The following is a 14,689-nucleotide window of genomic DNA, read 5'->3' as shown; positions in this document are numbered from 1 at the left end:
GACGAGTAATCACAGAAAAAAGCTGGCCCCTAAAAAGAGCCAGCTAATTTAAACTTATTCTTCTGTATTTTCTTCTTTTTCTTCCTTCTGTTTTGAAGAAATATTTACTTTTACATCTTCAAATGATTTTGGCTGATCGTTATCAGCATTAATCTCTGGCAACGTTCCTTTTTCATAAAGAGATTTAATTTGACTAGCATCTAACGTCTCAACATCAAGTAACGTCTTCGCGATTAACTCTAACTTATCACGGTGTGTGGTTAAAATTTCTTTTGCTCGTTCATATGAATCTTTGATGATTCGTTGAATTTCCAAATCAATTTCATATGCAATGGAATCACTATAGTTTTGTTCACTTTGTATGTCACGGCCTAAGAAAACTTGACCTTGTTGTTGACCGAACTGAAGCGGTCCTAACTTATCAGACATACCGAACTCTGTAACCATTTTACGAGCGATACCTGTCGCACGTTGGAAGTCGTTATGAGCACCTGTGCTTACTTCACCGAAGATAATTTCCTCAGCCACGCGACCACCTAATAGACCGGTTATCTTATCAAGTAGTTCAGGTTTTGTCATGAAGTAACGGTCTTCTTTTGGTAACATAACAGCGTATCCACCCGCTTGACCTCTAGGTACAATTGTTACTTTATGAACCATTTCGGCATCGTCTAAGACAAGGCCAATAACCGTATGGCCAGCTTCATGATTAGCAACAATTTTTCTCTCTTTTTCCGAGATAACCTTACTCTTTTTAGCCGGACCTGCAATGACACGGTCAGTCGCTTCATCGATATCATCGGAATCAATCTTCTTCTTATCGTTTCTAGCAGCTACTAGCGCAGCTTCATTTAACAAGTTTTCTAAATCGGCACCTGAAAACCCAGGTGTTCTCATCGCTATTGCTTTTAAGTCAATGCTACCGTCTAATGGTTTATTTTTGGCATGAACGTTCAAGACAGCTTCACGACCTTTAAGGTCTGGACGATCAACAGTAATTTGACGGTCAAATCGACCAGGACGAAGCAACGCTGGGTCTAAAATATCCGGACGGTTTGTAGCAGCAACAATAATAATACCCTCATTGGCACTAAATCCATCCATTTCAACTAATAGCTGATTTAACGTTTGCTCACGCTCGTCATGACCGCCACCTAAACCGGCTCCACGTTGACGACCTACTGCATCAATCTCATCTATAAAAATAATACATGGGGCATTTTTCTTGGCATTTTCAAATAAATCTCTAACACGAGAAGCACCGACACCCACAAACATTTCAACAAAGTCAGAACCACTGATAGTGAAAAATGGTACACCCGCTTCTCCTGCAGCTGCTCTCGCTAATAAAGTTTTACCCGTTCCAGGTGGTCCTACTAAAAGAACACCTTTAGGAATACGAGCACCTAAATCGGAAAATTTGCGAGGATCCTTTAGAAATTCAACAACTTCAACAAGTTCTTGTTTCTCTTCATCTGCACCAGCAACGTCCTTGAACTTCACTTTTTTCTTTTCCTCACTATATAACTTCGCCTTACTCTTACCAAAATTCATGACCCTACTTCCGCCACCTTGGGCTTGGTTGAGTAGGAAGAAGAATAAGATGAATATTATTATAAAGGGAATGATGGATGTAAAAAATGCGACCCAACCATTCGTATCATCAGCTGGACTGATCGTAATATCTATATTTGGATTTGATGCTAACTCATTAATTTCATTGATCGTTTCTTGATCTTGTGTTGGAACATAGGTAATAAAAAATTCTTCTTCTTCATATGAAGTCAATTGTCCTTTTACCTCGAAAACATTTCGAACAGGTTTAAGTTCTGCACTTTTAACTTCATCTTTTTCTAAACTTGTAAGAAAATCACTATATGATACTTGATTTGTTTGGTTGTTGTCTCCAGAAATCCAACTAAACACCCCAATTACAACAAGTAAAATAAGTAAATAAAAGATGGTATTTCTAAAAATCCGGTTCATTCCTTACCTCCTCCCACGATGAAACAAACTATACTCAATAGTATCATAGAAAAACATACCACTACAACAAATTGGCTTAGAAAAAATCGTTCCTTTACTCTTCATTATCTAGATAAACCTCTGATTTTAATACACCAATATACGGTAAATTACGGTACTTCTCTAAATAATCAAGGCCATACCCTACAACAAACTCATCTGGAACAATAAAACCTACATAATCAGCTTCAACATCTGCTTTTCTTCCAGTTGGTTTATCTAATAGTGTAACAATTTTAATTGATTTTGCTTTACGATAACGGAAAAGCTCCACTAAATAGCTTAATGTCAATCCACTATCGATAATATCCTCAACAATTAATACATCTCGTCCTTCAACTGATGTATCTAAATCCTTTAAAATTTTCACTTCTCCAGTCGAGACTCTTTGATTGCCATAACTTGATACATCCATAAAATCCATTTCTAAATATGTATCGACACGTTTTAACAAGTCTGCCATAAAAGGCATAGCCCCTTTTAAAACACCTATGACTAAAGGAAATTGCTCGCGATAGTCATTCGTTAAGATCTCACCTAACTCTCTTACCTTCTCTTGAATTTCTTCTTCTGTTATTAATACTTTTTGCATATCATTTTTCATAAAAATGTTGCCTCCTAGAAGTCATTACATCTTATTATTACATGTTCAATTAGGTGGGAAAAGAGTGATATAGTACGAAGCTGTCTACTAAAGGATCATCATCTAAGTACAGTCACGTCCTGTGACATCGATGTTGCTAGAACCCCCTGTTCATCGAAAAACTTCTTGCATCATCTCTTATATTGTAAAACAACATAAGTGTCTTTTTCGAGTGCTCCACCCTCAATTACTGATTTTTTTAATCCTGGAATCCATATAATACGATCATCCTTATCCGTGACAAGTGGCCACTCATCCCTTTCAAATAAAGGGATTTTCATATCAATAAAAATATCCTTTACTTTTTTATATCGACTCATTCCCTTTAATAGCATTTTATCGCCGGGCATTCTACTTCTAACACGCAATGGAAATTCAATATCTTTGTTTCTTATGTAAAGATTATCATTCCCTTGTAAAGTAGGCGTTCCCTCAAAGATATAACTATGTATTTCTCCACCATTTGGTAAACGGACAACCTCCGACAATTGAATATCTATCGAATATTCTCTTTTTTCACTTTTGTCATATGTAAATACACAACTTTCATATGACCTCATTACTTTTAATCCTTTTGGAAAACAAAGCGTGCCAGATGGATGAGACGACTTCATTAAGTCTATTACATTGCTAATATGTAAAGAAGATAAAGATGGAACGGATCCATGGTAAAGATAATTTAATATTAGTTGAATCCCTCTTCTTTGTAAAGGTTGAGGCATTTTTAGAAAATCCCTACTATTTAACTCTATTTCAGTTTTTGTTTTCTTGTTGATTACTTTATGCAATTCTGTTTGCGTCAATTCCTGTAAATATGCGTTATCTTCCTTAAGTTGTTCACTAAAGGCGGCAAACCGTTCATGCACTTTTGGATTTTCTTTTTTAAAAAAGGGAAGAACCACTTTTCTGAACCTATTTCTCGTATATCCTTCTTTTTCATTGGATGGGTCAAATGTCGGTTGCAAGTTATGTTTTTGAGAATAATGGAGAATATCACTTTTCGTTAAGCATAGAAACGGCCTAACTACACTTCCTATTGAAAAAGGACGTTTTGGTTCGATACCGGAGATCGACTTTACATCTCCTCCTTTAACAAGACGCATCAATATTGTCTCAATTTGGTCATCCCCATGATGTCCTAATGCTAAAATATCAAATTGGTTTGCTTTCATCACCTCGTCAAATATATGATAACGACACTCCCTTGCCGCAACCTGTAAGTTTAGTTGATGTTTTTCCATATAAGAGCGAACATCTACCTGTTTTAAGACTGAGGGGATTTGTTGATTAGAGCAATATTCTCCTACAACCTCCATCTCTTTTTTGGATTCGTCTCCCCTTAGCATATGATCGACATGAACGGCCATTAATCTAAAGCCATATTTCTCACGTCTATTATGTAAAAAGTGCAGCAAACTTAATGAATCTGGTCCACCTGAAACACCAACAACAATACTTGAATTCTCTTTGATTAGAGCATGACGTTGTATATACGTTTCTACTTTTTGCTCAAAATTCATATATTGGTTATACTCTCCCACGCTTTTCTTTGGCTCCTTGTTATTGATTTCTATATACAATACTACTCGAACCATTATAACAATTGATGAAAGACGTAACCAACATATAAGAGTCCAACAATAGCGGCTAGCAAAAAAGATTCAAATATCAGTCCCCACTTTTTTTTCTTTCGCCTTTTCACTCTTGAATGAACGGTAGTAGGCTTAGTCTTCTTCTTATTTTGATTAGTTGTGAATTGACTTGATTGGAAAGCAAGGATATCATGTTTCATTTCTTCAACTGATAAGTAATTTCCTTCAAGAGAACGTAATAAAAAGGTTTTTCTTTTTTGCAAAAATGGATGACCCTCAATCATGGCTTTTAAACGATGAAAATTATTCCCTTCTACCTTTTGAAATCTCTGTTTATAAACAACATTCACATAAATCATAGATACGGAAAAAAGGTCGTAAGAAGGCTCTGCCTTTCGTGTTCCAAGATCCCAATATCCCCGATCAAAAAATTCCGTAAACTCCTTTATTGATCTTCCTAGTAAAGTCGTTCCTCCTAAATCTATACAACGAATACGATACGAACGAGAACTAACAATAAGATTGTCAGGCTTCAAATCTCCAAACACCCAGCCCATACTATGAAGAGTTCCTAAACTTCTCAGCAACTGTAAAACTAAAATATCTGTCCATTCTAGCCCATTTGCCTCTAAAAACGTAATAAACTGACTACCTTCAATATATTCCATTGCATAAAAAAAATATCTTTTTTTTGTTTGAGGTTGAATCCAGTCATCGACATCTACTAAATAAGGTCCTAGAGACGCACTCTGGACCTTCATTAGTTTTCGAAGTACATTGACTTCAGAAGTAATGGTATGATTATTTTCGCTGATCTTTAAGGCCACTTTACTACTACCAGATTGACAAAGATAAACGGTCCCATTAGCACCGTGACCTAAAGACTTCAAGATGATGTACGATCCCTTATGCCATTTACCAGTTATTGTAGATCCTCGTGGCAGTTTACATATTCGATTCATCATAAAATTCATCTTCATGCATCAATAAATTTTTTCTAGATGATTGATACGTTTGCATGTATTGAATAGCTTCTTTAATCGCAGGACCTGTTGGAGTAATTCCAGCCATTTTTATTTTCGAAAAAATAGCGGATAATGACTCTAGCTTAGTCGTCCATGATAGGACATTTTCAACCTGATTTCTTTTTCCTGGAAACAATGCGATAGAAAACTGATTATTTCCTAACCTTGAATTCAGGCTGATCGATAAATCAATTAAAGACTCCTTCACCGTCGGGAGCTTCGATGTCATACTCGCGCTAGTATCAACCAACACTAACAAAGCTAAGTCCGATTTTTCACCAAGCTCGTCCACCACATCCATGACCTCTCCTCTTTTATCTGGGGGAAGCTCTTCAAGTGTTGATTGATTTCCTAAGATTTGTTGAAGTTCTTTATTAACAACTCCTTGTATCGTTTGAGTCATTGCTTGTCTAGTGACCATTTGAACCGTTTGTGAGAGGGACTGCTTGTAAACGATTTGATGGACACCACCACCTGCCGTTGCAATTCCTTCTATTTCTCTAGTAGCTTTTGGATCTATTGTATCTCGATCGACGACACCTATAACATTTACTGTAATCCCATGTTCTCGAGCTAATGATGCCATTGCAATAGGATCTTCTCCTTGATTCGAACAACCATCTGTAATTAATAAAATTTGCTTTAACGTTCCCGTTTCCATCATGCTATCCTCCTGTATTTTCGTTTTGCTCAAAATACAACTACTGTTAGCATCATTGACATGATAGAAACGATCTATACACTTGCCTCAATATCACCCTATTTTTTGTTTTTTGACACTAGAAACAGGGATAGAAGCCCAAAGAGGGTTATTATGCTCAATTTGAACGACGACAACGGTCATGTCATCATCAATTCTTCCGTTCTTTGTTCTGATAACATCTTCCATAATCACATCTGCCACTTCTTGTGGGTGTTCCGTTTGCAGTTCCCTAATTTTCCTTTTCATCCATACTTCATGATTCTCCACATATTTAGGACCCTCGAAGATACCATCACTCATCATGATTAAGATGTCTCCTGCCTTAAGCTCCTCTTCCACTACCTCGACTTCCACATCTTCTATAATTCCAATCGGCAAGTTGCTTGCTTTCACCCCTTTGATATGATTTTGACGTTTAATAAAACTAGGAGAAGAACCAATCTTAAGAAACTTACAATTCGCTTTTTGCAAATCTATAATGACTAAATCTAAAGTTGAAAAAATCTCTTCTGTTGTCCGTAACGATAAAATCGAATTCACCGTCTTAATGGCAATCTCTTCATCAATTCCTGATTGAAGAAGTTCTTTCAATAAATATAAGGTTTCTTTACTTTCAATATGAGCCCTTTCCCCATTTCCCATTCCATCACTGATCGCAACCGCAAATTTCCCGTCACCGATTTCGATCGTTGCATAGCTATCCCCAGAGACTAAACCTCCTCCTTTAGCTGCATGTGCAACCCCAATATCTACCTTAAAGTTTTTGGCGGAACGGAAGGCGACTTGACATTGTCCATCTCTATTACTTGCACATTGTTCACTTTTCACAATGACGTTTTCCTCCAATATGTCTGATAACATAGGAGCAATAATCTTTTCACACTCTCCTGTACCTTGACAATATGGAACAGTCATCTCTATATCAACGCTTCCTTTTTTTAAACTAAATATTTCAATATGATTAATTTCAACACCAAAACTCGTGAGCGCTTCCATAATCATATCTTCCTGCAGGAAATGCTGTTGCCTCTCTTTTTTTATTTCATTCGAGAAGTCTTCCATCACTTTTGAGACCCCAAGTAATTGTTGAGAAACAACTTTTCTACTTTCTATAAGCTGTCTTTTATATTGTTCATTCGCCTTATAAAAATGAATTTCCTTATCAATCGCTTTTTCCACTTTACTCACTCTCGTACAGTGGTTTTCAAACCTTCGTTTTAGGTTATTATTATTTTTATAGGTTTCATCCAATTTATTTCTCATAATATCGCTCATAAGATCATAGGTTGTATCAAAGTTCTTTGCCCAACACCATTGTTTCTTAAAACATGATTGACATGATTGTTCAGTGACTTTACTTAAAAACAAGTCTGTTTCACCGTTGTCATCTTGTTTACTATTCGAATGAAAAGTTGAAAAGCTTTCCGATAACACTTGAAACAATTGAGAGAACTGATTGACTCGGTTTGCCGTTGCATCACGGATTTTCCTTACATATTGCTGTTGCTCTAGCGCATGCTCATTTGTCCCTGGGATGTGTTTAGCTAACTTTTCATAAAAACTTTTCGGAGTAATGAGAAAGATAGCGATCGCGATAACCGTTTCAATTATTGTGCTATAAATATCTTGTGAGCCTTGACCGTACAAAGAGATTAATAGTGACCCTCCTAATAACCCAAGCCCTGCCGCGAATTTATTCGCTTCTTTAAGTAATCCTCCGAGTAACCCTGAAAAAGCTAAAGAGCTCATGTAAGTTAAGTTATCAACATTGGCTAAACTTAAGATTAAACCAATCACAATTCCAACTGTGCAGCCAATACTAGCACCACCAATGAAAGCAAAAAACAAAACTACATACTTCGCCATGCGACAAATTCAGCTTGAACCCCATTTATATTTAAACCAATCAACCCGGTTAATATAGATGCAAGTAAAATCATAAAACATATAATTTCTTCAACCTTGTACGTATAGCGATTGTTTTGCGTTGTAATCAAAGGAATACATTGCAAAAATATGAGGGTCAATATTAAACCTAATCCTGCTTCAACAGTAGCTAAAAAATAATCATAGGGCACTAGTTCTTGCTGCATAGTCCATGTAAAGCTAATTCTTGATAGAAAAAGGGAGAGACCCACCATTACGGGAAGTGTTTTGTATGAATCGTCATAAATGAAGGCCAATAATTTAAAGAAGAATAGAAAAAGAAGCATTGAGGCTATTAGTACTATAGATAATTCTGGTTCAACTGTTAACGCTCCTGCGATTAACGAAAAAGCAACAAGTAATGCCCTTTCTCTTTTCATTAAAAAGGTGGTTGCAAAGAAAGACAATGAAAACGGGGAAAGTTCGGTTAAGATCAAAGCTCGTCCAAGCAAAAAACCGATCACACTAAAAATAAGTCCTTTGAAAAAAAAGATTGAATAGAGCCTTGCCTTGAGCACTTTTAAAAAGGTCATCACTCTTACTTGCAAATGATTCATTCCCACCATAACAGCACCATAAACCCATAACGTTCTATTAACTCTTTCCATCCTAATCCCTCCATTACTAGAGTCGTTAGTGGCAATTATATCGAAAGGATTAAGAAATTTTTGTCAAAACGGCTCTTTAATTTTTAAAATCTTTCGACTATTTATGTTTTATACGACAGTTCTCAATAGAGATGAGACATATTTTTTAGAAGTAAACGAGGTTTTTATCGAACCCTCCCTTCGTTTTTGTAAGTGTACTGTCAATATTACATGTGTGTTTGCTTGAAAACCCTTTTAAAAATTTGATGAATTTGTTTTTTACCTTTTGATGGACAAGTATAGCCTATACTAAATTTTGGATAATTATGTTATTATAAGTTTTAGGTTTTGAAAGTCAATATAAACAAACCTTTCAATTTGAATTGAATAAACGAAGATCTCCATATAGCTTTGCACACTAATCTAGATATTACGATGCTGAAAATACATGGACAAGTTTGATGATCTAATCATAAAGTCATGTTTTTTTGAAGAAGAAAAAACCTAAAATTAGATATTTACTAAGACTGAAACTTAATCTTTTAATTTACTTAATATCTGTAATAGTTAAAGTTAAAATAGGAACCTAATAAAATATTCAGAGTAATAGTAGTTCAGGGAGGTGAATTATTATGGAGGTTTTCGCGATTATTGGATTTTCCTTCAGTATAAGTGCTATCACTTTTGGCTTAATTGCTTTTACAACGGCATTCACTAATGCTAAAAAAGTGAAGGAACTTGAAATAAGAATAAACGATTTAGAGAATGAAAAGTGAAAATAGCATAGAAAAAACGAGTCAATTTAAATAGCGATAATTATATCATTTATTTATCAGTCACAGAGTTAGAAACTTAGACATTAGTCAATAAAGGGTAGTATCAAAGATTGCCAACAGTAATCATCCATTATTGCTCCATTAATTATAGGAGACACTTCTTACCAGGTTGTTTATGTAGAGGTGTCGAAACAGTAAATGTAAACTACTCGTCATTTAGCTATTGGTATAATAAGGATCTTCTCAAGTATCTCTCATCTCTTTGAACGGTACTCTGGACTGAACCAGCCCTGACAACCTCCACCTTATCAATGAGATCTATCATTCACTTTCTTGCAGATAGAGACTTCTTTTGGAGACCGTGAAAACGCAACAAAAAAACGTGTATTTCTACACGTTTTTTTATGTATGACCCGTACGGGATTCGAACCCGTGTTACCGCCGTGAAAGGGCGGTGTCTTAACCGCTTGACCAACGGGCCTTTATATTCAGTTTAAATAGCGGCGGAGGGGATCGAACCCCCGACCTCACGGGTATGAACCGTACGCTCTAGCCAGCTGAGCTACACCGCCTCAAATTAAGCACATGTTCTATAATACATACAATCTTAATTTACGTCAATAACTTTTTGCTAAAACTTTTTTAATTAGAACTCTACAAGAGAATACTTCATATAGTGAAGGAGGGTTAAATTTGAGGTAATTCTTAAACACACCCCTCAAAAAAACAAAAAAACACCTAGCATACATAGGTGCTTTATCAATCTATCGTAGCAAATTAATTTATATAAAAGCAGAAGTACATTTAACCTCTTTTAGCTCCGCGGCCACCACGTCTCGATTCATTATGACGCTTAAGTGTAGATAGTCGATCTTCACTGTCCTTTAGAAAACGACTCATTTTTTGTTCAAAGCTTTCTGGTGGACGGTATTCTTTTTTTCGATCTTTCTTACGAAAATCGGAATTACGTTGTGGACGCTCTGGTCGATCTTTAGCTTTTTTAATAGACAGACCAATTTTTCCATCTTTCTCTACATTAATCACTTTTACTTCAACTTCGTCGCCAACTTTTAAATGCTCGTTAATATCTTTAACAAAATTGTCTGCTACCTCACTAATATGAACAAGCCCAGTAGATCCACCTGGTAATTCAACAAAGGCGCCAAAGTTCGTGATGCCGGTAACCTTTCCTTGTAGCTTACTGCCTACTTCAATGGACATAAAAAAAATGCTCCTCCTTAAAATCAATAAACGAATGAATATGAAATACAATCAGTTTTATTATACCTAAACTAAAAATAAAGTGTCAACAAAGCTATTCCCCTTGTTTATTGGAATTTAACAGAATTTCTCCGTCTCTTGACACTTTAAACACATCTTTAGCCAATTTCTCAATGTATTCATCATCATTTAAATTTTCAATTTGTTGGTTTAGCTTTTCTTCCTCGGTAACCAATTGTTCTAGTTTATCATTTAACTCTCTCTTTTTTTCTTCTTGTTTATCAATTGAAATTGATTGCCTTATCAGCGTTGTACTTATGACCGTGAACGTAATAATAGCTACTAAACTCAGAAGGGTCAGCCTACGAATTAAGCCTTTTTTCTTTTTCTTATTAAGTTTCTGACTTTTTTCTCGTTCTGAAGCATATTGAGACTGCAATTGTTTTATCTTTTCATCTCTAGCAGCACTCATTCTTTATCCTCCATTTCTTTATTTTAAGATATATACAGTACAGTCAATTGCGTCTATTCTTTATCATATTCTTGATTAGATCGGAAAATCCTGTTAAATAATCTTTCTTTTTTATTATTAATTGTTTTATAGGAAGAGGGATCCTATTTAAAATAGGCATAAAGACCCAATAAAGTGGCGTTAATAAAATCTTACACAACTTTAGTAGTAAAATCAAACAAGTTCTTATTATTTTCCATAGAAACAATCCAACAGCGGTTATGATGGTCAAACAAAGCTGAAAAATATTGATAGAAGGTCTGATAATTAACAGTATGGTCAACTTTTTAAAGGTCATAACAGTAGACACTACAACAGAGATTACTTTTTTTTAAACATTTCATGTAAATGGTCTGAAACAAAGCTCTATAAGTAGCAAATCCACATAATAAGGCAAGAGATGTATAACCTAACTTCTCCCTCGTTGATAAGTAATAATACGTAAAAAATGATGAGTCCTTGTAGAACCCAAAAAAGCAAGTCATAAAAAAAAACAACCCACCTTGATATCATTGACCTGTTTAATAAGTGCCCATATGTATCTAGTATTAATCCTAACCAAATGCCTACTAGTACCATTCCTATGATCGTATAAAACTGCACAGATAAGGTCATTTGAACAGCTTGCTAAAAAGCCCTTTAGCTTTCTCCATTTGTTGATCGTCTAAATATTGAATATCAAACACTTTTCCTTTAATAGACACAAGGCCTTTTTCAACATCAAGGTTTTTCATTTGTAGGTCTTGTCCTCTAATAACGAGAACCCCCATCACCGTTTCAAGTAAAAACTCCTCGTTATCAAAACTCTCCACTTGTTTAACGCCTGTAATATCAAGGAGCCTGCGGTTTTTCATTACTACATCATGTTCTGGCGTGACAGGTTTTTGGGATGGATTCATATCATAATAAGAACTCATTCTTAATCCCTCACATTCGTAGAATACTTATTTAATACATCTATATGTATTCTACGAATGAATTAGAACAAGCCCTCTTAACTACAACTAAATTTTAACTTCTTTCACGATTGTATATAGATTTGCTGCTTCTTCTTTCTTCGTTGTGTCTTTTAAATCTTCCACCTTTATCGTAACTTTCTTTTGGCCAAATTGAATCTCTAGTTGATCGCCTATTTTCACTTGTGTACTCGCTTTTGCTTCCTGGCCATTAATTAAAATACGTCCTTGGTCAGCCACTTCTTTTGCTAGAGTACGACGCTTAATTAACCTTGAGACTTTTAAAAATTTATCTAATCTCATTTTTATTCTTCCCCCTCGATCGTCTTCGCTTCTTCCCAATAACAATCCATCTCCTTGAGACTCATTTCCTCAAGTGACTTGCTATCCTTTGAAGCTTTTTTCTCGATATAAGAAAACCGTCTAAAAAATTTATGATTGGTCATGTTCAATGCTTCTTCAGGTTCTATCCCATAATGACGTCCTACATTCACAATTGCGAATAAAAGATCACCAAATTCTTCAATTGATAACATCTGGTTCCCTATTATAATTTCTTGTTTAAATTCAGCTAACTCTTCTTCTACTTTCCCTATTATATCTTCTTTATTTTCCCAATCAAAGCCTACTTTTGCTGCTTTTCTTTGATAATGGTATGCTTTTGAAAGTGCAGGTAACGTTTTAGCAACTGAGAAAAGTAGTGAAGAATGATCCTCTTTCCCTTCACTTTTTTTAATCTCATGCCAATTACTCATCACTTCATCAACCGATGAAACCGATTTTTCTCCAAATACGTGCGGATGACGTCGAACCATCTTTTCAGAAATAGATTGAATAACATCCGAAATTGAAAAATAACCTTCATCTTCACCTATTTGTGCATGTAGCATGACCTGTAGTAAAACATCCCCTAGTTCCTCAATGATATGATCAATATCAGCTTGATCGATTGCATCTAACAGTTCGTAGCACTCTTCAATTAAGTATTTTTTTTAATGATTCATGCGTTTGTTTTTGATCCCACGGGCAACCATCCGGTCCCCTTAGTTTTGCAATTATTGATTGCAAGACTTCAAAGCGGTGATACATGGGTTCATCTTGATTTACAGGTGGAATATAAACACTCGTTAAATTACTTACATTCATGTTTCGATCAAGTTCATAAAGTTTGGTCTTCTTAATCTCTTCATTTGTCGTTCCTGCAGCCGTAACGATATAGATTTCATATTCATCCGGCAGTTGTTCCATTAACGATAATTTGACATTTGAAGAACTAAGTTGATCATAAACTTGACCAATGATGATGTGACCTTGAAAGTTTAATGTTTGATTCTGTAGATCACTACTATCCAATAATTGAAAGCCATCAATTGGATCAATTTTTAAAGATGTAAAAATGGAATCAATAAACGAATGTCCACCTACAATTTCAACATTCACCCTGTTCTCCTTCGCTTCTTCAAGCAAAACCTTCACCGTTTTTTCCGCTACTAATGGGTGCCCTGGAACTCCATAAATTATTTCATTATCCTGCGCTTTTTCTACTAATGAATTCACAATTTGTTGATACACTTCTTCAAAATCACTGCACTCTTCATATTTATGATCATATGAATGGAAGTTAAAGGATTTCTCTTCATTTTTAAGTTGTTCGATTACAGGATGCTCTTCGGTTCTTAAATAGACAGGTAAACCAGAAAGTAGTAATCGATAAATTCCTAATGGCAAATCAACTAAATCTCCTGATCCTAGCCCGATTACATGAATCTTTTTCATCCTTTGTATCCCCTATCTTTTTTAGTTCTCCATTTTTTTATAACGGGTAAGTTTTCTTTTTCCTTTTCAGAATATACGTTAGTTCGAAAGACTAAAACAATATAAACGGTCCCTCCAATAAAAACTGAAGACATGGCTTTCATCGTCTCAGTCCATCTTTGTGAAAATGGATATATCCATTCAAATCCGGTATGATAAAATTTAATAACGACGTACATAATCCCTACTGAAAAAAGCGTCATAACAAGTGGTTTCCATTCGATCATAATCAACTTTTTCTTCATAAGTAAAGCTATATTTAAAAGGGTGATGATCATAAATGCCAATACAGTTGCAATTGCTGCTCCCTTAATATCGAGAGAAGGCACGAGCAAATAATTAAAGAAAAGCTTCACAGCAATTCCTATTAAGATATTTACAGCCGGCCATTTCGTTTCCCCCTAACCCTTGCAATATTCCTGTTACAGTCATGGAGATACCTGTAAAAAAGATCGATAAACAAAAAATCGTGAGTACGTCGGTACCTCTATTATTTCTAAATAACATAATATTAGTAGACTCCATGATCGCCATTAACCCAATCGTCGCTGCGATACTGATCACGATACTCGTTTTTAATGTATTATGTATGCTATCTCTTATAAATTGTTTATCTCCTTTATAAACAGCTCGTGCAATCAAAGGAACTAACGTTAAGGATAAAGAAGTAGATAATACCGTACCCAATTGCAATAAAGGCTGACCTCGATCATACACACCCTTCAATTCTTTTGCTGCATCCTGGTTCATTCCAAAATCAATCATAGAGGAATATAAGGTGAAGGAATCCACTAGTTGAATAAAGATTAACATCATACTCGTCACACTAAATGTAACACTATAACGTATGAGTTTTCGAAAAATTCCTCTCCAATCAGATGGACGTTTCATATTGTCTTTTATTGAAAT

The 14,689-nt window shown here is 35.3% G+C and carries 15 protein-coding genes, 2 tRNA genes and 1 pseudogene; 1 reads left to right on the top strand and 17 read right to left on the bottom strand.

The window, feature by feature from the left end; all coding sequences use genetic code 11:
• Positions 1–54: 54 nt before the first annotated feature.
• The 7 genes from ftsH to LC087_RS14115 form a co-directional block, all read right to left on the bottom strand.
• Positions 55–1,986, bottom strand: a complete 1,932-nt coding sequence (ftsH, locus tag LC087_RS14145; RefSeq protein ID WP_226541976.1) for an ATP-dependent zinc metalloprotease FtsH — start codon at positions 1,984–1,986, stop codon at positions 55–57.
• Positions 1,987–2,080: 94 nt separating this feature from the next.
• Positions 2,081–2,629, bottom strand: coding sequence for a hypoxanthine phosphoribosyltransferase (hpt, locus tag LC087_RS14140; protein WP_226541973.1), 549 nt, complete (start codon positions 2,627–2,629; stop codon positions 2,081–2,083).
• Between the two features lie 170 nt (positions 2,630–2,799).
• The gene (tilS, locus tag LC087_RS14135) at positions 2,800–4,188 is read right to left on the bottom strand and encodes a tRNA lysidine(34) synthetase TilS (RefSeq protein ID WP_226541971.1); all 1,389 of its coding nucleotides are present in this window, start codon (positions 4,186–4,188) and stop codon (positions 2,800–2,802) included.
• Positions 4,189–4,262: 74 nt separating this feature from the next.
• Complete coding sequence (locus tag LC087_RS14130) at positions 4,263–5,225, bottom strand: protein kinase domain-containing protein (protein WP_226541969.1); 963 nt, start codon at positions 5,223–5,225, stop codon at positions 4,263–4,265.
• Entirely contained in the window at positions 5,206–5,946 is a 741-nt protein-coding gene (locus LC087_RS14125) for a VWA domain-containing protein (protein WP_371932605.1), read from the bottom strand. The genes LC087_RS14130 and LC087_RS14125 overlap by 20 nt, the downstream gene beginning before the upstream one ends.
• 93 nt (positions 5,947–6,039) lie before the next feature.
• Complete coding sequence (gene spoIIE / locus LC087_RS14120; protein WP_306019664.1) at positions 6,040–7,854, bottom strand: stage II sporulation protein E; 1,815 nt, start codon at positions 7,852–7,854, stop codon at positions 6,040–6,042.
• Complete coding sequence (locus LC087_RS14115) at positions 7,839–8,522, bottom strand: hypothetical protein (protein WP_306019663.1); 684 nt, start codon at positions 8,520–8,522, stop codon at positions 7,839–7,841. The genes spoIIE and LC087_RS14115 overlap by 16 nt, the downstream gene beginning before the upstream one ends.
• Positions 8,523–9,133: 611 nt before the next feature.
• On the opposite strand from LC087_RS14115, the gene LC087_RS14110 reads away from it, so the two are divergent.
• On the top strand, positions 9,134–9,277 hold the full coding sequence (locus tag LC087_RS14110) for a hypothetical protein (protein ID WP_226541966.1): 144 nt from the start codon (positions 9,134–9,136) through the stop codon (positions 9,275–9,277).
• A 409-nt stretch (positions 9,278–9,686) separates the two neighbouring features.
• Here LC087_RS14110 and LC087_RS14105 read toward each other — a convergent pair.
• From LC087_RS14105 to LC087_RS14065, 10 genes and pseudogenes are all read right to left on the bottom strand, one after another.
• A tRNA-Glu gene (locus LC087_RS14105) sits at positions 9,687–9,758 on the bottom strand.
• A 17-nt stretch (positions 9,759–9,775) separates the two neighbouring features.
• A tRNA-Met gene (locus LC087_RS14100) sits at positions 9,776–9,849 on the bottom strand.
• A 232-nt stretch (positions 9,850–10,081) separates the two neighbouring features.
• Entirely contained in the window at positions 10,082–10,498 is a 417-nt protein-coding gene (locus LC087_RS14095; protein ID WP_226541965.1) for a S1 domain-containing RNA-binding protein, read from the bottom strand.
• 94 nt (positions 10,499–10,592) lie between these two features.
• Positions 10,593–10,970: an FtsB family cell division protein gene (locus LC087_RS14090; protein ID WP_226541964.1), complete on the bottom strand. Its 378-nt coding sequence runs from the start codon at positions 10,968–10,970 to the stop codon at positions 10,593–10,595.
• 405 nt (positions 10,971–11,375) lie between these two features.
• On the bottom strand, positions 11,376–11,624 hold the full coding sequence (gene yabQ / locus LC087_RS19750; RefSeq protein ID WP_371932604.1) for a spore cortex biosynthesis protein YabQ: 249 nt from the start codon (positions 11,622–11,624) through the stop codon (positions 11,376–11,378).
• A complete protein-coding gene (gene yabP, locus LC087_RS14085; RefSeq protein WP_226541962.1) occupies positions 11,621–11,926 on the bottom strand; it encodes a sporulation protein YabP in 306 nt (101 codons plus the stop codon). Before yabP ends, yabQ begins: the two co-directional genes overlap by 4 nt.
• 87 nt (positions 11,927–12,013) lie before the next feature.
• Entirely contained in the window at positions 12,014–12,268 is a 255-nt protein-coding gene (locus LC087_RS14080; protein WP_226541960.1) for an RNA-binding S4 domain-containing protein, read from the bottom strand.
• 2 nt (positions 12,269–12,270) lie between these two features.
• Positions 12,271–13,741 (bottom strand): annotated as a pseudogene (mazG, locus tag LC087_RS14075) (nucleoside triphosphate pyrophosphohydrolase).
• The gene (locus LC087_RS14070) at positions 13,738–14,136 is read right to left on the bottom strand and encodes a polysaccharide biosynthesis C-terminal domain-containing protein (RefSeq protein WP_306019662.1); all 399 of its coding nucleotides are present in this window, start codon (positions 14,134–14,136) and stop codon (positions 13,738–13,740) included. Before LC087_RS14070 ends, mazG begins: the two are co-directional and overlap by 4 nt.
• Positions 14,120–14,593: an MATE family efflux transporter gene (locus LC087_RS14065; RefSeq protein ID WP_306019661.1), complete on the bottom strand. Its 474-nt coding sequence runs from the start codon at positions 14,591–14,593 to the stop codon at positions 14,120–14,122. Before LC087_RS14065 ends, LC087_RS14070 begins: the two co-directional genes overlap by 17 nt.
• Positions 14,594–14,689 lie beyond the last annotated feature (96 nt).

The organism is Bacillus carboniphilus (genome assembly GCF_020524035.2).
Taxonomy (GTDB): domain Bacteria; phylum Bacillota; class Bacilli; order Bacillales; family JAIVKR01; genus Bacillus_CC.
Note: the sequence above shows the minus strand (reverse complement) of the source record. Positions and strands in the feature narration are given on the sequence as shown.